The organism is Clostridium sp. D5, from assembly GCF_000190355.1.
Taxonomy (GTDB): Bacteria; Bacillota; Clostridia; order Lachnospirales; family Lachnospiraceae; genus Faecalicatena; species Faecalicatena fissicatena_A.
Genome location: NZ_GL870818.1, coordinates 172,073 through 195,519 on the forward strand (window position 1 = coordinate 172,073; position 23,447 = coordinate 195,519).

Annotated in this window: 19 protein-coding genes and 1 tRNA gene; 19 read left to right on the top strand and 1 reads right to left on the bottom strand. The window is 45.7% G+C overall.

Annotated features, from left to right (window positions below):
- The 6 genes from HMPREF0240_RS24745 to HMPREF0240_RS19235 all read left to right on the top strand — a co-directional run.
- Positions 1 to 300 (top strand): hypothetical protein (locus HMPREF0240_RS24745; protein WP_198137824.1); only part of this gene is annotated, 300 nt, incomplete at its 5' end.
- A 153-nt stretch (positions 301 to 453) separates the two neighbouring features.
- Positions 454 to 528, top strand: a tRNA-Pro gene (locus HMPREF0240_RS19215).
- Positions 529 to 729: 201 nt separating this feature from the next.
- The gene (gene asnB / locus HMPREF0240_RS19220) at positions 730 to 2,610 is read left to right on the top strand and encodes an asparagine synthase (glutamine-hydrolyzing) (RefSeq protein WP_009005083.1); all 1,881 of its coding nucleotides are present in this window, start codon (positions 730 to 732) and stop codon (positions 2,608 to 2,610) included.
- A gap of 269 nt (positions 2,611 to 2,879) precedes the next feature.
- On the top strand, positions 2,880 to 4,202 hold the full coding sequence (locus HMPREF0240_RS19225; protein WP_009005084.1) for a putative peptidoglycan glycosyltransferase FtsW: 1,323 nt from the start codon (positions 2,880 to 2,882) through the stop codon (positions 4,200 to 4,202).
- Positions 4,203 to 4,313: 111 nt separating this feature from the next.
- Positions 4,314 to 5,153, top strand: a complete 840-nt coding sequence (locus tag HMPREF0240_RS19230) for a DegV family protein (protein ID WP_009005085.1) — start codon at positions 4,314 to 4,316, stop codon at positions 5,151 to 5,153.
- A 78-nt stretch (positions 5,154 to 5,231) separates the two neighbouring features.
- Complete coding sequence (locus HMPREF0240_RS19235; protein ID WP_009005086.1) at positions 5,232 to 5,468, top strand: hypothetical protein; 237 nt, start codon at positions 5,232 to 5,234, stop codon at positions 5,466 to 5,468.
- A gap of 466 nt (positions 5,469 to 5,934) precedes the next feature.
- Here HMPREF0240_RS19235 and HMPREF0240_RS19240 read toward each other — a convergent pair whose 3' ends face one another.
- Positions 5,935 to 6,144, bottom strand: a complete 210-nt coding sequence (locus HMPREF0240_RS19240) for a hypothetical protein (RefSeq protein WP_035314203.1) — start codon at positions 6,142 to 6,144, stop codon at positions 5,935 to 5,937.
- A gap of 495 nt (positions 6,145 to 6,639) precedes the next feature.
- On the opposite strand from HMPREF0240_RS19240, the gene mraZ reads away from it, so the two are divergent.
- The 13 genes from mraZ to HMPREF0240_RS19310 all read left to right on the top strand — a co-directional run bounded on the left by mraZ (position 6,640) and on the right by HMPREF0240_RS19310 (position 23,419).
- A complete protein-coding gene (gene mraZ, locus HMPREF0240_RS19250) occupies positions 6,640 to 7,077 on the top strand; it encodes a division/cell wall cluster transcriptional repressor MraZ (protein WP_009005087.1) in 438 nt (145 codons plus the stop codon).
- Between the two features lie 36 nt (positions 7,078 to 7,113).
- Positions 7,114 to 8,049 carry a 16S rRNA (cytosine(1402)-N(4))-methyltransferase RsmH gene (gene rsmH, locus HMPREF0240_RS19255; RefSeq protein WP_035314207.1) on the top strand — a complete coding sequence of 312 codons (936 nt, stop codon included), beginning with the start codon at positions 7,114 to 7,116 and terminating at the stop codon, positions 8,047 to 8,049.
- A 149-nt stretch (positions 8,050 to 8,198) separates the two neighbouring features.
- Positions 8,199 to 8,741: a hypothetical protein gene (locus tag HMPREF0240_RS19260; protein ID WP_009005089.1), complete on the top strand. Its 543-nt coding sequence runs from the start codon at positions 8,199 to 8,201 to the stop codon at positions 8,739 to 8,741.
- Positions 8,742 to 8,752: 11 nt separating this feature from the next.
- Positions 8,753 to 10,774 (top strand): penicillin-binding transpeptidase domain-containing protein, encoded by a 2,022-nt coding sequence (locus HMPREF0240_RS19265; protein ID WP_035314209.1) that lies wholly within the window; start codon positions 8,753 to 8,755, stop codon positions 10,772 to 10,774.
- Between the two features lie 65 nt (positions 10,775 to 10,839).
- A complete protein-coding gene (locus tag HMPREF0240_RS19270; RefSeq protein ID WP_035314211.1) occupies positions 10,840 to 12,621 on the top strand; it encodes a penicillin-binding transpeptidase domain-containing protein in 1,782 nt (593 codons plus the stop codon).
- Between the two features lie 165 nt (positions 12,622 to 12,786).
- Complete coding sequence (mraY, locus tag HMPREF0240_RS19275) at positions 12,787 to 13,743, top strand: phospho-N-acetylmuramoyl-pentapeptide-transferase (protein ID WP_009005092.1); 957 nt, start codon at positions 12,787 to 12,789, stop codon at positions 13,741 to 13,743.
- A 3-nt stretch (positions 13,744 to 13,746) separates the two neighbouring features.
- Complete coding sequence (murD, locus tag HMPREF0240_RS19280; RefSeq protein WP_009005093.1) at positions 13,747 to 15,108, top strand: UDP-N-acetylmuramoyl-L-alanine--D-glutamate ligase; 1,362 nt, start codon at positions 13,747 to 13,749, stop codon at positions 15,106 to 15,108.
- A 14-nt stretch (positions 15,109 to 15,122) separates the two neighbouring features.
- Positions 15,123 to 16,208 (top strand): putative peptidoglycan glycosyltransferase FtsW, encoded by a 1,086-nt coding sequence (locus tag HMPREF0240_RS19285; RefSeq protein WP_009005094.1) that lies wholly within the window; start codon positions 15,123 to 15,125, stop codon positions 16,206 to 16,208.
- Positions 16,209 to 16,305: 97 nt separating this feature from the next.
- On the top strand, positions 16,306 to 17,292 hold the full coding sequence (locus tag HMPREF0240_RS19290) for an FtsQ-type POTRA domain-containing protein (protein ID WP_009005095.1): 987 nt from the start codon (positions 16,306 to 16,308) through the stop codon (positions 17,290 to 17,292).
- A 225-nt stretch (positions 17,293 to 17,517) separates the two neighbouring features.
- Positions 17,518 to 18,717, top strand: a complete 1,200-nt coding sequence (gene ftsZ, locus HMPREF0240_RS19295) for a cell division protein FtsZ (RefSeq protein WP_035314213.1) — start codon at positions 17,518 to 17,520, stop codon at positions 18,715 to 18,717.
- Positions 18,718 to 18,948: 231 nt separating this feature from the next.
- Positions 18,949 to 19,737 (top strand): sigma-E processing peptidase SpoIIGA, encoded by a 789-nt coding sequence (locus HMPREF0240_RS19300; RefSeq protein ID WP_035314214.1) that lies wholly within the window; start codon positions 18,949 to 18,951, stop codon positions 19,735 to 19,737.
- A gap of 1 nt (position 19,738) precedes the next feature.
- Positions 19,739 to 20,479 carry an RNA polymerase sporulation sigma factor SigE gene (gene sigE, locus HMPREF0240_RS19305; RefSeq protein WP_009005097.1) on the top strand — a complete coding sequence of 247 codons (741 nt, stop codon included), beginning with the start codon at positions 19,739 to 19,741 and terminating at the stop codon, positions 20,477 to 20,479.
- Between the two features lie 465 nt (positions 20,480 to 20,944).
- Entirely contained in the window at positions 20,945 to 23,419 is a 2,475-nt protein-coding gene (locus HMPREF0240_RS19310) for a pyruvate formate lyase family protein (protein WP_009005098.1), read from the top strand.
- Positions 23,420 to 23,447 lie beyond the last annotated feature (28 nt).

Sequence of the window (23,447 nt, forward strand, 5' to 3'; positions counted from 1 at the left end):
ATCCGCACTGTTCCGGTTTACGCTGTTCCGGAGTACGGCATCCGCACTGTTCCGGTTTACGCTGCTCCGGAGTACGGCATCCGCACTGTTCCGGTTTACGCTGTTCCGGAGTACGGCATTCGCACTGTTCTGGTTTACGCTGTTCCGGAGTACGGCATCCGCACTGTTCCGGTTTATGCTGCTCTGGAGTGCGGCATCCGCATGGCTCCGGAGCGCCGCACTGGCGGTCATTCCTCGGCATGGGGGCTGGTGCAGGTCGGCAGTTATTATTGCAGGCCGGCATGCTGCGGCAGTTGTTAAAGTTCATCTGTCTGCCGTAGCGCATATTGTTTTGACAATTCGCCATTTGCGATATCTCCTTCCATAACATTTACAATATTATAGTATGGAAGAAAATTAAAAAGGTTCCACTTTACATTTTTGCAAAAGTCTTATATAATAGAACAGGTGAGACGGGGTGTGGCTCAGTTTGGTTAGAGCGCACGGCTGGGGGCCGTGAGGTCGCAGGTTCGAATCCTGTCACCCCGATCTGAGAAGCAGTGCAGGAAAGCACTGCTTTTCTTTTGTAGAAAAAGGTCGGTTTTTGGCAGAAAACGGGGCTGTTTTTGCTTTTGGCAAAAAAAGTTGTTTTTATATGTAAAAAAAGCTATAATATAGGACAAGTTATATAACAGAGTATCCTTTGATACGCGGTAGAACAGAAGGGCATAATAAAAGGAGATAGATTTTATGTGTGGATTTGCAGGATTTATAGGAGATGTTGAAGATAGAGAACAGGTGCTGGTCAATATGATGAACACGATTGTACACCGAGGACCGGACAGCGAAGGCAGGTATGTGGATGAGGAGGCTGCACTTGGATTCAGACGTCTGAGCATCATAGACCTTTCGGCAGTGGGAGATCAGCCTCTTTATAATGAGGACCGGAGTATGGTGCTTGTGTTTAACGGCGAGATATATAATTATCAGGACCTGCGGAAAGAACTGGTGGAGGCAGGCCATATATTCGTATCCAATACGGATTCAGAGACGCTTCTGCACGGTTATGAGGAGTGGGGCGAGAGCCTTGTGGACCGGCTGCGCGGGATGTATGCGTTTGCAATCTGGGATACAAAGAAGAAAAAGCTTTTTGTGGCAAGAGATATTTTCGGCATTAAACCGCTTTATTATGCACAGATGAACGGTACTTTAATGTTTGGCTCCGAGATTAAGTCTTTTCTGGAGCATCCGAAGTTTGATAAAGTATTTAATGAGGCAGCACTTGGCAATTACCTTTCTTTTCAGTTCGTGCCTACGAATGAGACATTTTTCAAGGGAGTGTTCTGCCTTCAGCCGGGACATTATTTCACTTATGAGAACGGAGAGATGAAGATAACCAGGTATTTTGAGCCACATTTCACGGGAGACTGCAAGAAGTCCTTTGAGGAAATAGTGGAAGATGTAGAACATGTCATGAAAGAATCCGTAGAGAAGCACAAGATCAGTGATGTGGAGGTTGCCTCCTACCTGTCAAGCGGTGTGGATTCCAGTTATCTGACATACCTGGGGCAGGTGGACCATACGTTTACTGTTGGATTTGACGAAGGAAAATACAGCGAGATCCAGGATGCAAAAGAGTTTGCGGCAAGTATTAATATGCAGAATGATGCCAAGGTGATTACACCCGAGGAGTATTGGGACAAATTGCCGGATATCCAGTATTATATGGACGAACCGGTGGCCGATCCCGCGGCGATTGCTCTTTATTTTCTGAGCGAGGAGGCTTCAAAGAAGGTGAAGGTCGTGCTTTCCGGGGAAGGCTCAGATGAGCTTTTCGGGGGCTATAATATATACTGTGAACCGTTGGAACATACGGCATTTAATAAGATTCCAATGTGCATCAGAAGAGCGCTTGGCAAGTTTGCAGAACGCTGTCTGCCAAGGGGCGTGAAGGGAAGAGGATTTCTGATGCGCCATGGAAAGACTCTGGAGGAACGGTATTTTGCAAATGCCACGAATATATTTACAGAGAGAGAAGCCAGCCGTCTGCTGAAAAAAGGAAGCGAGCCCGGAATTCAAAAAGTGACCCGTCCACTATATGAGCGGGTAAAGGGGAAGGATCCGGTTACGAAGATGCAGTACGTAGACCTGCATCTGTGGCTGGTTCATGATATCCTGATGAAGGGGGATAAGATGGGAATGGCTAACTCTCTGGAAGTCCGGGTGCCGTTTCTGGACAGAGAGGTACTGGAACTGGCCGAGACCCTGCCGCTGGATTATAAGGTGCGCGCACCTAGAACGAAGGTGGCACTGAGGGCAGCAGCAGATAAAGTGATCCGGAGCAAAACTGCAGAAAAGAAAAAACTGGGATTCCCGATTCCGATCAGAGTATGGCTGAGGGAGGAAAAGTATTATAATATTGTAAAGCAGATGTTTACATCTGAGGCGGCCAAAAAGTTCTTTCATACGGATATGCTCGTCAAAATGCTGGATGAGCATAAGGATGGTAAGAATATAAACGAGAAAACTGACAATAGCCGTAAGATCTGGACAGTCTATATTTTCCTTGTATGGTATGACAGGTTTTTTGAGCATGGCAAACCGGTTCATCCGGCTATGAACGGTAGATAGGAGAAAACAGCTGGCCGGAGCTGATGGTGCCGGCCGGTTATTTTATTTCATAGGAAAATGCGTCCTATAAAATAAAAAGCCCTCCCGGCGGGATGCGCACTGCGGCGTAAGAGGCAGATGTCGCGATGCGACCGCCGCAGGCGCGAGTTTCGCAAGCGAAACTCTATTTTAATGGATCTGCTTCATGTATGATGCCCGTGCAGGGGCGGGAGTGGAAGATATAAGCAGACAGGATTTTTCAGTAAGAATTCAGGAACAGGGGAGATATAATGAGAAGCAGGACAGTGCAGCCGATTCGAAATAATGGGCAGAAGCGTGCAAACCAGCAGAGCAGCAGCACCCGCCGGTCGGGCCGCAGTGCGGACATTCGGACAAAGAGACCGGATGATACACGGCCGATTAGAAACGTTCAGCCGCCTCCGCCTTCCACGGCGGAACCGGTTAGAAAAAAACAGCGTGTAAAAAAAGATACCCAGTATTTTGATTATAATCTGCTGCTGGTGATTATTTTTCTGATGTGCTTCGGGCTTGTGATGCTGTACAGCACCAGCGCCTACAGTGCGCAGTCGGACTTTGACAATGATATGTATTATTTTTCCAAACAGGCAATTATAAGTGTTTTAAGTTTTGCTGCCATGTTTGTTGTATCCAGGATTGACTACCATATATATGGAGCGTTTGCATTTGAACTCTACATATTTGCTATGGTTATGATGGCTCTGGTGCAGACACCGCTGGGAATAGAAATCTATGGGGCAAGAAGATGGATCCAGCTGCCGGGCAATATGACGCTGCAGCCCTCTGAGATAACCAAGATAGCAGTAATTTTGTTTATATCCTATGAACTGTGCAGGATGGGAAAGAAGATCAATACAAGAGAAGGCATTGTCAGAATCATGGCGTTTGGCGTGATCGCCGCCGGGGGAGTCATGTTCCTGACAGATAATCTGAGTACGGCGATTATTGTCATGGCGATCACCTGTATTCTTATTTTCGTTGTACATCCTAAGACCAAGCCGTTTATTGCAGTGGTCGGTGCATTTGCCGTAGTCGCGGTCGTCGGCATATCTATCATGGCGGCAACTATAACAACGAGTGAAAATTTCCGTCTGCGCAGGATCATCACATGGCTCGATCCGGAAAACCACGCGGACAAAGGCGGATTCCAGGTAATGCAGGGATTATATGCAATCGGCTCCGGTGGATTTTTCGGAAAAGGTCTCGGAAACAGTACACAAAAGCTGGGCGTAATTCCGGAAGTGCAGAACGATATGATCCTTTCTATCGTGTGCGAGGAATTGGGAGTTTTCGGTGCAATTGTGATTCTGGTATTGTTTGGCCTTTTGCTTTACAGGCTGATGTTTATAGCCAGAAATGCACCCGATCTGTACGGCTCACTGATTGCCACAGGGATTTTTGCCCATATTGCACTTCAGGTGATTTTGAATATTGCCGTTGTGACAAACCTGATCCCTACAACGGGAATTACGCTTCCTTTTATAAGCTATGGGGGGACATCCATACTGTTTTTAATGTCGGAGATGGGGATTGCACTGGGAATATCAAGAAAAATCAAACTGAGCGATGGGTAATTCAAAAAATGTCTTTTCATACGATATAAAGTGTGCTATATTAGTATGTAGTATTTAAAACTACTTATAATAGAAGCGAAATGCACTATTTGTAGTGTGGGAGGATATAATATGAGCTATAAAGTAATTGTTGACAGCTGCGGCGAACTGACAGAAGATATGAAGAAAAGCGGACTTTTTGAAACGGCTTCCCTGAGTATGGAGGTGGGCGGAGTCCGTATAATAGACGATGATACATTTGATCAGGCCGATTTTTTGAGACGTGTGGCCGCAAGCCCCGAATGTCCCAAGTCATCATGTCCGTCACCGGAAGAGTACATGGAGAGCTATCACTGTGAGGCTGAGCGGGTTTACGCAGTGACACTGTCCGCAGAACTGAGCGGTTCCTATAACAGTGCAGAACTTGGGAAAAAACTGTACAAAGAAGAGTATGGAGAGAAAGATATCTATATTTTTAATTCCCGTTCCGCTTCCGTGGGGGAGACACTGATCGCAATGAAGATACAGGAGTGCGAGGACAGTGGCATGTCTTTCCAGGAAGTCATTGACACTGTAGAACAGTATATCGCCGGACAGAATACTTATTTTGTACTTGAGAATCTGGATACACTCAGAAAGAACGGGAGGCTGACTGGTATCAAAGCCATTGTGGCAAGTGCGTTAAACATCAAGCCGGTCATGGGCGCAAAGCCTGAGGGCATCATCTGCCAGCTGGGCCAGGCAAGAGGAATGAAAAGAGCTCTGGCAAAAATGGCAGACCATATAATAGAAGATCTGGAGAATCCAAAGGAGAAGATTCTGGCAATTTCCCACTGTAACTGTGAAGAGAGAGCGCTGGAGGTACAGCGGATGCTTTTAGAGAAGATCAATGTCAGATCCAGCTTCATTATAGATACAGCGGGAATCAGTACAATGTATGCCAGCGACGGCGGAATAATAGTTGTGATATAGAAAAGTTTGTGATAAAATGCTGTATAGGCAGTGAGAACGGATAAGGTTCTCCAAATAGAAGCACGAAGGAGTTTGAAGATGAGCCAGGAAAAAGTTGATAAATACAAAAAAGAAAAAGCCAACAGGAAGAAAATTGTAAAAAAGCAGCGGATTATGAATGTTGTGCGCAAAACAGTGCTCAGCTTAGCAGTAGTGGCGTTAGTCGGATGGCTGGGATTTTCCGCATACCAGACACATGAATCGGGAAAAGAAAGACCCGTGGCTCAGGTAAACTACGATGCCATCAATAATTATATGAGTCAGTTGAGTGAATAGTTGGGGGGACGCCTGAGCGGCAAGGTGTGTATGCCTTCTGCAGGGGCGGTATATGAACCCGGGATTTGCTAAAATGAAAAAGACGAAAAAGCAGGGCAACCTCGGCAGGATGTCCGAAATTCTGATGAATTTCGCACGTCCGGCCGAGGCAAAACCGTGATTCGGGATCACGGTTTTGACCCTGCTTTTTCGTCTTTTTTCATTTAAGCAAATCCCGGGTCCATATACAGCCCCTGCGGAAGGCATACACACCTTGCCGCTCAGGCTGGGTGCATCATGGCGGATATGCTCGCTGGGGGATTACTTAACTGGACGTCGGGGGTGGAGGCAAAAGAGGACGGGATTTTGTGGATGGTGAAGAGATGGGTACTTTTTTACTTGGGCTATTTATATTGATTATGAATTCACCGACTTGTTTCTATAAAGATAAATTTTCCTGATTAGCTTCATAATTAAAAAATATTCCTCAATGGTCTCCAATGGTATAATTTCTTTCCACTGAGTCCCATATTTTGAAAAATCTCCCCACTTGGCTCCACTGGTATAATTTCTCCCCACCGAGCTTCACATTTTGAAAAATCCCCCCACTTGGCTCCACACTGATAAATTTCCCCCACCTAGCCCCACATTTTGAAAAAATCTCCCACTTGCCTCCACTCAAATATATTTTCCCCACTGACTCCCACCACCTCAAACATTACACACAAAGTTGCTTCATCACATATCCTCCACCTACTCCCACATCACCCAAAATTCCTCCACCCCATCCCATTCCTCAATAATATATAACCCCGTCCCCCAAGCGCAAGCGTCCCATCCCCGTCCCCCAGCCATAACCGCCAATTTCCCCAAAGGGGAAGCGGCAGCGAAAGTCAGCGGATGAACGCAGCCGTGAAAAGCGGGCCTGTGGGGGCTGGGGGCGTCTTTGCGGGAGTTTTCCGTCTTTTTTCTTTTAGTCCGGCTTACCCCCGCATACCGCCCCAAGCCCCCACAGGCCCGCTTTTCACGGCGGACTCCCTCCTCTCCACTTCCCCTCCCAAGAAATTTTTTGAAAAAAGGACTTGAAAATGGGGGATTTGTGGTTTACAATGGTGACAAGTGGTAGGAAGTGGTAGAGAGTGGCACAAAGTGGGGAGGAATGTGGAGGCCCACTTAGCAGAAGGGGTTCCGGATGTTATTAGGAGAGTTTAATCATACAATTGATGAAAAAGGCCGACTAATCATCCCAGCCAGATTACGAGACGATTTGGGAGATAGTTTTGTAATTTGTAATGGCTTGGAGGGCTGTCTTTTTGTCTACTCCATGGACGAATGGAACAATTTTGTTGCCGAACTGGAAACCTTACCACGCATGAATAAAGATGCCAGAGTATTCAAGCGTTATTTCTTCGGAAGTGCATCAGAAGGCAGCTTTGATAAGCAGGGGAGAGTACTTGTACCGCCCACACTCAGAAAAGCAGCCGGTCTGGAAAAAGATGTTGTCCTCGTGGGAGTTCAGGACCGCGTTGAAATCTGGGATAAGGCACTTTGGGAAGAACGGAGCATGGTCAGCGAAGAAGATCTGGATGCGATTGCAGAAAGAATGGAAGCAATCGGGATCAGAATCTAAAAGTGATGGCGGCTTTGATAACAAATGGAGGAATTTATGGCATTCAGGCACACATCAGTTTTACTTGAAGAAACTGTAGACGGTCTGGCGGTAAAGCCGGACGGGATTTACGTTGACGCTACACTCGGCGGAGGCGGACATGCTTTCGAAGTGTGCAGCAAATTAAGCAGCAAGGGGAGTTTTATAGGAATAGACCAGGACGCGGCGGCGATTGAAGCGGCCAGCGCCCGATTACTCGACTTCGGGGAGAGAGTTACAATAATCAGGAGCAATTATTGTGATATGAAGCCGAGGCTCCACGAGATAGGAATTGACAAAGTCGATGGAATTGTCCTGGATCTGGGCGTATCATCTTATCAATTGGATACGGCAGAACGTGGATTTTCCTATCGTACGGATGCACCTTTGGACATGAGGATGGATCAGAGGCAGATGATGACAGCAAAGGATATTGTCAATGACTACAGCGAATCGGACCTTTATCGCGTGATTCGGGATTACGGGGAAGACAGGTTTGCAAAAAACATTGCAAAGCATATCGTAATTGCACGCGGAAAGGGCCCGATCGAAACAACAGGACAGCTGAATGAGATTATCAGGAAGGCGATCCCGATGAAGATTCAGAAGACTTCGGGACATCCGTCCAAGAGAACGTATCAGGCAATCCGGATCGAACTGAACCGTGAACTGGACGTTCTGAGGGAGACATTGGACGACATGATTGAGCTGCTTAAGCCGGGCGGAAGGATCTGTATTATAACCTTTCATTCACTGGAAGACCGGATTGTCAAGAGCGCATTCAGAAAGAATGAGAATCCATGTACCTGTCCGAGTCATTTCCCGGTATGTGTCTGTGGAAATGTATCAAAAGGAAAAGTAATCACAAGAAAACCAATTCTGCCGAGTGAGGAAGAACTGGAAGAAAACAGCCGTTCCAAGAGTGCTAAGTTAAGGATTTTTGAACGGTGTTAAGCAGTATTTATCCCATCGGGAAGTAGGGAGCCTGATGAGGAGGACGCTTCCGAATATGAGGAGGCCGAATTTTTTAGGAGTATAGCAAATAGAGCTCCGTCAGGAAGGGGAGAGCCTGACGGAACAGTATCAGGAAAGGGGCAGACAAAATGGCTGCAAGAAGACAAGCTACCGCATACAGAAGATCAGACAGCATGAATAGCAGCCGTAGACAGGCATATGTTTATGGTAATACAGTACGCCAGCCGGAAGTTCTGCCAAAGAGAGTGCCCCAGGAGCGGCCGCAGCGTCCGGAAAGGACAAGCCGCCAGGTACGCAAAAACCGGAAAAGGGCCATGAATATGAGCCCCGCTTATGCGGTATTTCTGGTAGCAGCAGCAGTCTGTGCAGTTTTAATATGTGTTGCATATCTGAAACTGCAGTCAGACATTGTAAGCAGGTCAGAAAACATTTCAGCGCTGCAGGAAGACCTTGCAGATCTGACAGAAGAAAATGATACAGCGTATAATGCAGCAACTGACTTAGTGAATCTGGAAGAGATACGCAGCAAAGCCATGAATGAGATGGGAATGGTGTATGCGGCTCAGGGTAATGTAGTGGAGTATGAAAGCCCTACAAGTGATTATGTAAAGCAGTACAATGACATACCATCTGACGGCGTTCTGGCGAAGTCCAGAGATGTATCAGATTAAGGACAACAAATATGGCAAAACGTAAAAGAAAAAACAGATTTCAATTTTTAACTAAAAAATTTCCGAAGAGGATGCAAAAAAAGCTGGTAATGCTGTTTATGGCAATCATACTGGCTTTTATTGTTCTTGTAGGAAGAATTACTTATATTAATGCTTCAAAGGGAAATAAGTACACAAAGATCGTACTTGACCAGCAGGAATATGACAGCAGGGTGATCCCTTATAAGCGCGGAGATATCGTGGACCGCAATGGCACTAAAATAGCCACAAGTGAAAGAGTATACAACGTTATACTGGATGTGAATGTGATGATATCAGACGATGATTACATAGAACCCACCATTAAAGTGCTGGAAGACTGTTTCGGCATCAAGGAATCCGATATACGTACTCTGATAAAGGAAAAACCGGAAAGCAGGTATGAAATACTGACAAAGGGAGTATCCTACGAAAAGGCAAAAGAATTCCAGGCGATCGAGGAAGATACAAAAAAATATCCGAATGTCAAGGGGATCTGGCTGGAAGACGATTACCACAGGTCATATCCATATAATTCGCTGGCCAGTGATGTAGTTGGTTTTACAGTATCCGGTAATCAGGGCGCGATCGGGATTGAGAGTGCATATAATGCAATACTGAATGGAACCGATGGCCGTGAATATGGTTATTTTGACAGCAAATCTACCGTAGAACGAACGGTGAAGGCGGCTAAGAACGGCAGCACGGTGGTATCCACCATAGATGTCACCCTGCAGAGTATAGTGGAACAGTGCATCAAAGAGTTCAATGACGCACATGCCGGACAGGAGAGGGCCGGTGAACCTGGAAGTAAAAATACAGCAGTCATTATCATGAACCCAAATACAGGCGAGATTCTGGCCGAGGCGTCTTATCCGAATTTTGACCTGAATAATCCAAGGGAATTATCGGGTATATATTCTGAGGAACAACTGAAGGAAATGTCGGACGATGAGCAGCTCGAAGCGATGAATGCACTGTGGAGGAATTTCTGCGTCAGTGATGCGTTTGAACCGGGGTCCACGGCAAAGCCGTTCACAGTAGCGGCAGGGTTGGAAACAGGAGCATTAAAAGGAGACGAAACTTACGTCTGCGGAGGTTATCTGCATGTGGGAGATTATGATATCCACTGTCACCTCCGGACGGGTCATGGAACAGAAACCGTGGAACAGGCAGTAGCAAACTCCTGTAATGTAGCACTGATGGAGATGGCTGAGTCCATCGGAGTGAAGGATTTTACCAGGTATCAGCATATTTTTGGATTTGGTGAGTATACGGGGATTGACCTTCCCGGCGAGGCTTCTACTTCACCACTTGTATATACGGAAGAGACAATGGGGATCACAGACCTTGCGACAAACTCATTCGGACAGGGATTTAATGTGACAATGACGCAGTTGGCGGCCGCGTTTTCCTCTCTGGTAAACGGCGGATATTATTATGAGCCTCATGTGGTAAGGCAGATACAGGATGAAAGCGGAAAAGTTATTGAGACGAAAGATCCGGTACTTCTCCGCAAGACAGTATCTTCTGAAACATCAACAACTGTCAAACAGTATATGAAGGCCGTTATGACCTCAGGAACGGGGCAGGGAGCGGCAGTGGAAGGATATGATATTGGAGGAAAGACCGGTACGGCTGAAAAACTTCCTCGTGATGAAGGAAAATATCTGCTCTCCTTCATAGGATATGCGCCTCAGGAGAATCCGGAAGTAGTCGTGTATGTGGTGATTGACGAGCCTAATGTGCCGGATCAGTCAACCAGCAGCTACGTTTTGGAACTTTCAAATAAAATCATGGCACAGGCTTTTCCATATTTGAATATTACAACAATGGAAGGCTATACAGCAGCTACAGAAGGAACTGTTCAGAACGGTACAGAGCCGCAGCAGACGGATTTCGAAAATTTTGATTCTTCCTATGAAGATACCTATGATAATACAGACGGATCTTATATAGATGAAAACTATAATCCGGATCTGGATGATTGGGCGGCAGGGCAGCCAACAGAATAGAATACGCATAACCTTACAAAAGATGTAATATGTTATAAAAATATCTTTTGTAAGGTTATTTATTTATGAAGAACAAAACATATAATAAAAGGAAGATACTCGTCGTATTCTGTTGCGCATCCGTCATTCTGCTGGCACTGATCGGCCGCCTTGTATACCTGATGGTGTTCGATGCCGAATATTACCAGAAAAAAGCAGAATCTCTTCATGAGCGGGAGAGGGAGATAAAAGCGGCCAGAGGGGAAATTGTGGACAGGAATGGGACAGTGCTTGCAACGAATAAGACAGTCTGCACGATTTCCGTGATACACAATCAGATTAAAGATCCGGAGCTTGTGATCCAGACGTTGATGAAAGAGCTGGAACTGGATGAAGAGACTGTGCGAAAACGTGTAGAAAAAGTGTCTTCTATGGAAAAAGTAAAGACAAATGTAGCAAAAGAAGTAGGGGACCGAATCCGCAATTACAATCTGGCCGGAGTGAAGGTGGATGAGGATTTTAAACGTTATTATCCTTATGATCAGATTGCATCAAAGGTACTTGGATTTACGGGCGGGGATAATCAGGGAATCATCGGTCTGGAAGTAAAATATGAAGAACATCTGAAAGGAATTAACGGGACGATTCTGACCGTGACGGATGCGAGAGGAATTGAGCTGGAAGGAATCGCGGAGGACAGGATTGAACCTGTGGCCGGCAATACGCTGCAGATAAGCCTGGATTACAATATTCAGTCATACTGTGAGCAGGCAGCTCTGAAGGTGATGGAAGAAAAGCAGGCAGACAGCGTATCTGTCCTGATGATGAATCCCCAAAATGGAGAAATACTGGCAATGGTCAATGTTCCGGAATTTAATCTGAACGAGCCGTATATACTAAATACAGAAACAGATATGGACACGTTGACGGACGAAGAGAAACAGGAACAGCTGAACCGGATGTGGAGAAACGGATGCATCAATGACACATATGAACCAGGATCTGTATTTAAGATTATAACGGCCTCAGCATGCCTTGAGGAAGGTGTTGTCAGCCTGAATGATACCTTTTCATGCCCTGGATACAGAGTTGTGGAAGACCGTAAAATCCGCTGTCATAAGGTGGGTGGCCATGGATCCGAGACTTTTGTACAGGGGATCCAGAATTCATGCAACCCTGTATTTATTGATATCGGGCTCAGGCTGGGCCCTGACAAATTTTATGATTACTTTAAACAGTTTGGTCTGCTTAGCCTGACAAATGTCGACCTGCCCGGAGAAGCGGGAACTATCATGCATAAAAAGGAGGATATCGGCACCGTAGAGCTGGCTACAATCTCATTCGGACAGTCATTCCAGGTCACCCCGATACAGCTGGCAACTACGGTCAGTTCACTGGTAAATGGTGGACGGCGGGTAACTCCACATCTGGGGATGGCAGTACTGGATAAGGACGGAAACGAGATTGAAACATTAAAGTATAAAGAAAAGAAGGGGATCGTGTCTGAGGAGACCTCAGCAACCATGAGAATGCTTCTGGAAAGCGTTGTGTCGGAAGGTTCGGGGAAAAATGCTTATATTGAAGGATATACAATAGGCGGAAAAACCGCAACATCACAGACACTGCCCAGAAGTGCTAATAAATACATTTCATCATTTCTGGGATTTGCACCGGCAGAAAATCCGCAGGTGCTTTGTATGGTACTGATCAACAATCCACAGGGTGTGTACTATGGGGGGACAATTGCCGCACCGGTAGTGCGCAGCATATATGACAATGTTCTTCCTTACCTGGGAATAGATAAAATGGAGACCCCACAGGATGAAACGAAAGAGGAAAGTTCAGGGGAAGAAGACATGGCAGATTAAACTTAAGCTGCGGGCCTGATATCCGGACAGAGGAGAGAGTTGTGGTTGAAAAACAGCAGTTAATGAGGTATACTGAATGAGGTGTTCTGCTATTGGACGGGAGAGCATGAAATGGCAAGATATGGAGCAGATTTCCGCTAACAAAAGAGATGAAGAGGTGTGTGTATGAGTTATCATTTAGTGATTCCGGTATTGATTTCATTTGTATTGAGTTTACTGATGGGACCAGTGGTAATACCGTTTCTTAGAAAACTGAAGATGGGACAGACCGAGAGAACGGACGGCGTACAGTCCCATTTGAAAAAATCAGGGACCCCGACGATGGGCGGCGTCATTATTCTTGGCAGTGTGATCATCACTTCCCTGTTTTATGTAAAGGATTATCCGAATATTATTCCGATCCTGTTTTTAACGATAGGATTTGGGCTGATCGGATTTTTAGATGACTATCTGAAGGTAGTGATGAAACGGTCTGACGGGCTGTATCCAAAACAGAAGATGGCGCTCCAGATCGTAGTCACTGCAATCTTTGCCTACTATATTATAAAGGTCGCAAAGATACCGCTGACTCTGCTGCTTCCGTTTTCAGGCGGTAAGTACTGGGATCTGGGCTGGTTGGCAATTCCGCTTATGTTTATCGCTGTGATCGGAACCGTGAACGGCACCAATTTTACAGACGGTCTGGACGGTCTGGCGTCCAGTGTGACGGTATTGGTTGCAACATTTTTCACCGTAGTGGCAATCGGAACGAAGAGCGGAGTTGAGCCGATTACCTGTGCAGTAGTCGGAGCGCTGCTTGGATTCCTTCTATTTAATGTGTATCCGGCCAGTGTGTTTATGGGAGACACAGGATCCTTGGCATTGGGAGGCTTTGTCATTGGAACGGCTTATATGATGCAGATGCCACTGTTTGTAATCATTGTAGGTCTGGTCTATCTTGTGGAAGTGGCTTCTGTCATGATCCAGGTCACTTATTTTAAGAAAACAGGTGGAAAAAGATTCTTTAAAATGGCGCCTATCCATCATCACTTTGAACTGTGTGGATGGTCTGAGACGAGGGTGGTTGCCGTATTCTCCATAGTGACGGCGATTCTCTGTCTGATAGCGCTAATGGGGGTATAAGTAATGGATTTGAAAGATAAAAATGTACTGGTATTCGGCTCTGGAATCAGCGGGGTGGCTGCAAGCCGTCTTTTGCTGGAAAAGGGAGCCGGTGTTATACTTTATGATGGCAATACGTCTCTGGACGCTGAGCGGATAGAGGAAGAGATTCTGGATGGAATCAAAGGCAGCTTTAACATTATACTCGGCGAACTTCCTGACCAGGTTTTGGATACTCTGGATCTCACCGTGATGAGCCCGGGCGTGCCCACGGACCTGCCCATTGTGAATCGGATGCGGGAAAAGAATATTCCGGTATGGGGTGAGATAGAGCTGGCCTATGTAACTGGAAAAGGCGATGTGCTTGCGATTACGGGGACCAATGGAAAGACAACGACTACAGCCCTCCTTGGAGAGATTATGAAAAATTACCGGGAGAGCACTTTTGTGGTGGGGAACATAGGAAACCCCTATACAAGTATTGCCCTGGCCACCAGGGACGATTCCGTGATTGTGGCAGAGATGAGCAGCTTTCAGCTGGAGAGTATACATACGTTCCGCCCGAAAGTAAGCGCGATTCTTAATGTTTCACCGGATCATCTCAACCGGCATCATACGATGGAGGCTTACATCGATGCAAAGTTAAATATCGCTGAGAATCAGACAGAAGAGGATACCTGTGTCCTGAATTACGAAGATGAGATGACAAGAGGATTTGCTGAAAAAGTAAACGCAAAGGTTCTATATTTCAGCAGCCAGCGTAAACTAGAGAAAGGCATATATATGGAAGACGGCAATATCATCTGCAGGATGGATGAGACACCGGTTAAGGTCTGCCATATAGATGAACTGAAGCTTTTGGGTACGCACAATCATGAAAATGTGATGGCGGCGGCAGGTATGGCTGCTGCATACGGAGTGCCGATGGAGATCATACAAAGGACTGTGAAAGAATTTCAGGGTGTAGAACACCGGATCGAGTTCGTGGCGGAGAAAGACGGAGTAGCATACTACAATGACTCCAAGGGAACCAATCCGGATGCGGCAATCAAAGGAATTCAGGCAATGAAGCGTCCTACTTTACTGATCGGGGGCGGCTACGACAAAGAATCTTCCTACGACGAGTGGATTCAGGCATTTGACGGCAAAGTAAAAAAACTGGTGCTGCTGGGTGCAACGAAAGAAAAGATAAAAGAGACAGCAGAACGTCTGGGATTCCGGGACATTATCCTCACAGATACATTTGAGGAGGCCGTGGATACCTGCGTAAAATATGCCCGGCCCGGTGATGCCGTACTCTTGTCACCGGCATGTGCCAGCTGGGGAATGTTTAAAAATTATGAAGAACGTGGAGATAAATTCAAAGAACTTGTAAATCAGTTATAAGGAGTGAATTTATATTGGAGCGTCCGGCTAAAAAGAGGCAGTATGATTACACGCTGCTGATTGTCGTATTACTTCTGGTGGTAATAGGGCTGGTTCTTCTATACAGTACCAGTGCCTATAATGGGCGGGTAAAATTCCACGATTCTTTTTATTATCTGAAGAAACAGGGATTTGCAACTGCACTGGGGCTGGCAGGAATGTTGATCGTGTCCAGGATTGACTATCATAAATGGGTACCTCTGGCAGGATTGGGCTACCTGACAGCGATTCTGTTATCGGTTGCAGTTATGTTTATAGGAGACGAGTACAATGGGTCCAAAAGATGGCTGTCTTTGGGGCCTATTTCATTTCAGCCGTCGGAATTTGCAAAGGTGGCTGTCATTCTGTTTCTGGCCTGCCTGGTTACAAAGAATGTGAAAAAGATGGGAAAGCTGACAACCCTCATAAAGGTAATGATTCCGGTTCTTCCTATTGTGGGGCTGGTCGGTGCCAGCAACCTGAGCACTGCGATCATTATTATGGGAATCGCGGCAGTCCTGATATTTGTGGCAAGCCCCAAATATGCACAGTTTGTATGGATGATCGTGGCTGGGGGCGGCTTTATGGGAATCTTTCTGGCATTGGAAAGCTATCGCCTCGAACGTCTGGCCATCTGGAGGAATCCGGAACTATACGAAAAAGGCTATCAGACGCTGCAGGGACTGTATGCCATCGGATCCGGCGGCCTCTTCGGCAGAGGACTGGGAGAAAGCGTACAGAAACTGGGTTTTCTGCCCGAGGCACAGAATGATATGATATTCTCTATTATATGTGAAGAATTGGGTCTGGTGGGTGCCAGCCTGATTATTCTGCTTTTCCTGATTCTGATCTGGCGTTTTTTCGTCATAGCGACTCATGCCAAAGACCTGATGGGAGCACTGATTGCTGCAGGGGCAATGGCACATATGATGATTCAGGTGATCCTGAATATAGCAGTTGTAACCAATTCAATACCAAATACCGGAATTACACTTCCCTTTATCAGTTATGGGGGTACATCCGTTATGTTCCTTCTTTTGGAAATGGGGCTTGTGCTAAGTGTTTCCAATCTGATAGAATAGGACAGTGGATATAAAGCGTCCAGAGGGACATTATGTAATACATGTCCTGCGGACGGTGCTGCAGTATAGCTGCAGAACAAGGTAAGGAGGACGACAGATGAAACGCAAAAGGCAGAGCAGGCGTGAGCAATATGAAGAATACGATGATGAGGCCTATATAAACGAAGTATTATATAAGGAAGGATACCGCCCGCCGGAGCGTAAAAAGAAAAAACGGCGGGGAGTATTTCTTGGCCTGCTGACATTTATTCTTGGAATCGTGATTATTGTATTTGCTTTTATGCTTCTTTTTCATATACAAAAGATAGAGGTCAAAGGCAACAAATACTGTACTGAAAATGACGTCATTGGCTGGCTGAGAGAAGACAAGTATGCCGTAAATTCGGTCTATGTCTGGTGGAAGTACAATAAAGGCGGTGTAGAACAGCTTCCGGTAGTGGAATCTTCTAAAATTTCATTCAGGAGCCCCTGGACTATACGGGTTACTGTAAAAGAAAAGGAGATAAGCGGATATATCGATTATAACAATCAGTACCTGTATTTTGATAAAGACGGTACGGCCGTGCTGGCAACCACAGATAAGATAGAGCAGGCTGCATATATTGAAGGCATGGATATAGATGCTTCTAAGGTGAAGCTGGGTGAGGTTCTGCCGGTTTCAGATAAAAATGTATTCAAACGCATTGTGGAGATTTCACAGCTTCTGGTAAAATATGAACTTTCCCCGGACCGAATCACCTGTTCGGGCAGTGAACTGAACCTGTACTTCGGTAATGTAGAAGTACTGCTGGGAAAGACGAATTATGAAGTGCGTCTCGCGCAGGTGCCTCCGATTCTGCAGAAACTGACAGAGCAGTATCCGGACAAGCAGGGGACCCTGCATCTGGAGAATTATGACACCTCTGGACAGTCAGTGCGGTTTGTGCCGAAGGAGGCGCAGGAAGGGGCGGATACAGCCGGGCAGGAAGACGGGCAGGACGCAGGTGAGCCGCAGGATACAACTGGACAGGAAGACGGACAGGATACAGGTGAAGCACAGGATTCCACAGGCCAGGCGGATGGACAGGATACAGGTGAACCGTAGGATGCAGGACTACAGATATTTGCAGAACCGCGTAAAAAAAGCCTTCCCGGGGTCTGACACAAGAAAATAAAGGCCCAGTGAATTGAATAAAAAAATCAGAAAATACACAAATATCTATTGATTATTTATCGAAAAGACTATATTATATACTTATTGAATTATATCGTTCAAGCATACAGGGATGTATAAAATAATATTAATAGGACGACAAAGGAGGAAATACTCTTGTTAGAAATTAAAACCAACGAATCAGAAGCAGCTGCAAGAATAATTGTTATCGGAGTCGGCGGCGGCGGTAATAACGCAGTAAACCGCATGATTGATGAGCAGATTGCAGGTGTCGAATTTATAGCAATCAATACAGATAAACAGGCACTCCAGTTATGTAAAGCACCAACTTTAATGCAGATAGGCGAGAAGCTTACAAAGGGCCTTGGCGCAGGTGCACAGCCGGAAGTAGGGGAGAAGGCTGCAGAGGAGAGTTCTGAAGAGATATCTGCCGCACTCAAAGGTGCCGACATGGTATTCGTAACATGTGGTATGGGAGGCGGAACTGGAACAGGAGCTACTCCGGTCGTTGCACGTATTGCAAAAGAACAGGGCGCACTGACAGTAGGTGTCGTTACAAAGCCTTTCCGTTTTGAATCTAAAACACGTATGGCCAATGCCCTTTCAGGCATTGACAAGTTAAAAGAGAATGTAGATACGCTGATTGTCATCCCGAATGACAAGCTGCTTGAAGTAGTAGACAGAAGGACCACAATGCCGGAAGCACTTAAGAAAGCTGACGAAGTGCTGCAACAGGGTATTCAGGGTATTACCGACCTGATCAATGTACCTTCACTGATCAACCTCGACTTCGCAGATATCCAGACCGTTATGAAGGACAAGGGTATCGCACACATCGGTATCGGTGCAGGCCGCGGAGACGACAAGGCACTGGAAGCTGTAAAGCAGGCTGTTGCCAGTCCATTGCTCGAGACCACTATTCAGGGAGCATCCCATGTTATCATCAATATTTCCGGGGATATTACTCTTATGGATGCATCCGATGCGGCTGAATATGTACAGGAGCTTGCAGGAGAGAATGCGAATATCATCTTCGGTGCTATGTATGATGATTCCAGATCTGATGAGGCAACAATTACTGTTATCGCTACCGGCTTACATAACGTAGGCGGCAGCTCTTCCAAGTTAAAAGCAAGACTGGAAGGACAGCAGAAGGTTGGATCTATCCTTCCGTCAGGCGATGTGGTAAGCAGAAGTTCCATTGATCCGGAGCGCAGAACAGCATCTCCAAGACCGGCAGGATCATCAGCAGGCAGAACAGCAGGAGGCACAATGCCTACCCTGGATCAGCCGAGAACACCGTCAAGCAAGGTAAAGGAACAGTCCATCAAGATCCCGGATTTCTTTAAGAAATAAGAGACTGGACAAGTACAATAAAAGAGACAGGCAGGGGAACCGCGTACAGCGGAGCTCCTGCTTTTTATGTGCCAAATTGGTTTATCTGCAGTATGTATATTCTTTTGTGAATGTCGAAACAATTTCTGTTTTTCCCGTCAGTATCTGACAAAATTTCAGTAACATGCAATATATAATAAGTCTTGCTTGAGTGCCAAATCGATTTAGTACCAACGAGAAAGAGGGTGGAACATGTACTATGAATTATACATAGACGTGTTGTTTCTTGTAAATTTTATGATGGATTCCCTTTTGCTTTTGTCTGTGAACCAGGTGCTGAAATGTCCTACCACACATGGATGCATCTTTCTGGGCGGAGCGCTGGGGGCAGGACTGACATGTGCTGTGACAGCGGTGCCGATGCCGGGTGTCATAAAATTAATTATATTCCACGCGGTTATCAATACATTCATGATTAAAACAGGATTAAGAGTCAAAGGAAAAAAGCAGTTTTGGAAAGCATTTGGTCTGTTGTATATCGCAGCATTTCTGTATGGGGGGATCCTCCAGGCACTGCGTCCATATGCGCGCACAGGAAGTCTTTTCTTTGCGGCGGCTGTGGGCAGTTATTATCTGATACGGGGAATCTGGAAATTTCTTACCAGGCTCAGGACCCTGCAGAAAAAAATATGTGAGATTACACTGTATACCAGTGCAGGAGAACAAAAAGTAAAGGCGTTAATTGACACGGGAAACGGTTTGGAAGACAACGTGTCGAAAGAACCGGTAAGTGTAGTAGATAAAGCTCTTGCAAAATCCATTCTGACAGATGCTGACATGAAAAACGGTTTCCATTACATACCATACCGTACTGTCGGAAAGGAAAGCATTATGCCGGTTTTCAGAATTCGGAAAATGTGCATCCATCTGGAAGAAGAGCAGTGGATAGAAAGACCGGTCATCGGCGTTTGCGAGGAGCATGTTTCAGAACAAGAAGAATATCAGATGATTTTAAATCCTGACTTATTAGGAGGCATATAAAATGGTTGTAAAAGTAGCAGTACCCCAGCAGTTTAAACTGAAAGTAATACCAGACATCAGAAGTATTTTCTTCCCTAACCACAAAGAGATACATTATATTGGAGGATCCGAGGTGCTGCCAGCCCCGCTGGAGACAGAAAGGGAAACAGAAGTGATAGAACATCTTGGTTCCGAGTACGATCAGGAAGCAAAGAAGCTTCTGATCGAGCACAATCTTCGTCTGGTCGTTTACATAGCCAAAAAATTCGACAACACAGGAGTCGGAGTGGAAGATTTAATTTCCATAGGCACGATTGGTCTGATTAAGGCCATCAATACATTTAATCCGACAAAGAAAATCAAGCTGGCCACCTATGCATCCAGGTGTATTGAAAATGAGATCCTCATGTACCTGCGCAGAAACAGCAAAACCAAAATGGAAGTATCGATCGATGAACCCCTTAACGTAGACTGGGACGGCAATGAACTCCTTCTGTCGGACATTCTGGGAACAGACGAGGACACCATATATAAGGATCTGGAAAATGAGGCGGAGAGAAAGCTTCTGGTAAAAGCAATCAACAAACTGTCCAGCAGGGAGAAAATGATTGTAAAAATGAGGTTTGGCCTTGATAATCCCGAAGGGGAGGAAAAGACTCAGAAGGAGGTGGCGGATCTGCTGGGGATATCACAATCTTATATCTCCAGGCTGGAGAAAAAAATCATGCAGCGATTGAAACGCGAGATGGTGCGGTATGAATAAAAGTCGGGAGTTTGGAGCAGGTTCGCCGCAGGGGATTCGAATGTGGTCTGCTGCGGGGCTTCAGGGAAATGGGTAAGCGGCTAAATAAAATTTCAGGTGAAATAGCGGACATCGCGGACACTTGTCAAAAAGTCTGAAAGACTTTTTGCCTGCGGGTCTGCTCATTTTCCGAACTTGTGGTTCGGAAAATGGTCCGTATTTCACCTGAAATTTTATTGAAGCCGCTTATCCCATTTCCCTGAACGCTCCGCAGCAGACCACATTCGAATCCCCTGCGGCTGCGTGCATCCGGACGGGAGGAATGGATTTATTTGTGTAAAATAAACAAAATATTTTTGAAACCACTTCGAACTGAGGCGATATATACAAAAAAGTAGCCGAAAGTAGTATGGTGGTTTTTTTTATATTCATTTATTATTAAGTCAGTTAGAAACGAAGAAAACAGTTTCAGAAGGAGGTAGACGAATGTCTAAAAAGGTTACACTTAATTACACAAAGAGAGACGATTTAACACCGAGATTGAAAGCAGCAAAGGAAAAATTATTTGCTACAGAGCCACACATTGATACGCGTAAGCTTATCATCGAAACTGAGATCTATCAGAGATATGGCTTTACAAAGAGCCCTAACATGCTGAAAGCTATGGTCTTTGATCGTCTGAGCCGTGAGAAGAAGGTATGGATCGATGACAACCCGATTTGTGGACATTTAACTGATTTTACATACGGAAGTTATTTCCAGCCGTTCAGAGAATTTGAGTGGGCAATCGACCGTGACGAATTTGCTTTCCAGAGAGGATCAGCAATCGCTACAGAAGAAGAAAAAGAGATCATCAGCAAATGTGGAGAATTCTGGGTAGGCAATGCAGTTAAAGACCGTGTTCGTCCGATCATTAAGGCTCGTTATGGACTTGATGTTCAGGAATTGATTGATGTTGGTGTAGGCCTTAACTTTGACGATGATATGGGAACAACAACATTCCCGGATCACGATACAGTCATTAATGAAGGATTAAATTCTATTATTGCAAAGTGTAAAGACTACCAGTCAAGACTGAAAGTTTGGAATGTTGACCGTCCGGACCCATTAGCTGGTGAAGTTCCTGAAGAAAATACATTCAATGAGTCTGCTATCCCGATGCCGGATTACAAGAAATGGGAATTCTACGAGGCTTGTATCATTTCCTGTGAAGCCCTGATCCTTCAGGCACACCGTTATGCAGATGCAGCAAGAGAAGCTGCGGCAGTTGAGAAAGATCCAGCACGTAAGGCTGAACTGGAAGAAATGGCTGAGACATGTGATTGGGTACCAGGAAATCCAGCACGTACTTTTAAGGAAGCAATCCAGGCTCTGTGGTTCATCACCATGGGCGGATGGCAGAACCTGTGTATGACAGTTGACCATGCACCGCTTCGTTTCCCACAGTATATGTATCGCTGCTACAAAGCTGATATCGACGCAGGCCGCATCACAGATGACGAAGCTATCGATATGATCCAGTTCTGGTTCCTGAAAGTTAACACACAGAACTTCGTTATGTCTCCTGAGCTGGCTCTGTGGAATTCAAGCCGTATTGCTCAGCAGCTGACCATCGGTGGACTTGATCCTAAGACCGGCGAAGATGCTACAAATGAACTTGATTATCTGGTAGTAGAAGCACAGCGCCGTGCACAGTGCCCGGAACCGCTTCTGGCTTGTATGTATCATAATAAACTGTCACATAGATTCCTTGTTAAGTGTGCAGAACTCGTTGCTACAGGTATTGGACAGCCATCATTCCATGGCCAGGAAGTTGCTATGAAACGTCGTCTGCTTCATGAGCATGGCCCAATCGAAGATATCCGTAACCAGGCTGTTTCAGGTTGTGTACAGTCAGTTATCCCAGGATACACAGATGGTGCATGGGAAGCTCGATTCAATATGTTTAAGCCTCTTGAATTCATGCTTTCAAATGGTATTGATTTCAAGAGCGGCAAACATATCGGACCAGCTTACGGCGATCCTTGTGAGTGCGAGACATGGGAAGACTTCTATGCTCAGCTGCTTAAATACTATGAGTATTGGGAACTGATCTGCCGTGATATCTCCACATTAGAGTGGAACGTTATGAGAGACTTCCCGTGTCCGCTGCTTTCCGCAGTTACATATGACTGCCTTGCAAGAGGTATGGACGTTGTAGACGGTGGCGCAAGATACAACTGGGGTGATGGAATCTGTATCTCCGGTAATGTTGACACAACAAACTGTCTGGCAGCAATTAAGAAACTTGTTTATGATGACAAAGCAATTACTATGAAACAGCTTATTGAAGCAGTTGCAGCTAACTGGGAAGGTCATGAAGATATTCAGAATATGTGTAAGAAAGCACCGAAGTACGGCAACGATATTGATTATGTAGATGATATCGGACGTCAGTTACATGTTGACTTTGCTGAGATTCATAACCGCAGACCTGACTACATGGGCCGTCCGACTATTACACCTTCAGCTTACTCAGTAACAGGACATTATCCGTTTGGTATGAGAAGCTGGGCTTCACCGGATGGAAGAAAAGCAGGCGAGACATTTACAGATGCTACACTTTCTGCAACACCTGGAACAGATACAAGCGGACCGACTGCAGTTATCCACTCCGCAGTTAAGCTGATTGACCCTGTAGTATATGGTTCTACTCACTTTAACATGAAGTTCCATCCGACTGCTCTGACCGGAAAAGAGAATATTGATAAATTCCTGACTCTTCTTAAGACATACTTTGATGAGGGTGGTTACCAGTGTCAGTTCAACTGTGTAACTCAGGAAAAACTGCTGGCAGCTAAAGCAGCTCCGGAAGAGAACAAAGACCTGATCGTACGTGTTGCAGGCTTCAGTGCTTACTTTGTAACATTGGCAGACGCTGTACAGGATGAGATTATTGCACGTACCAGCCAGACATGGTAAAATTTGATTACAATGTTTGAGTAAAACA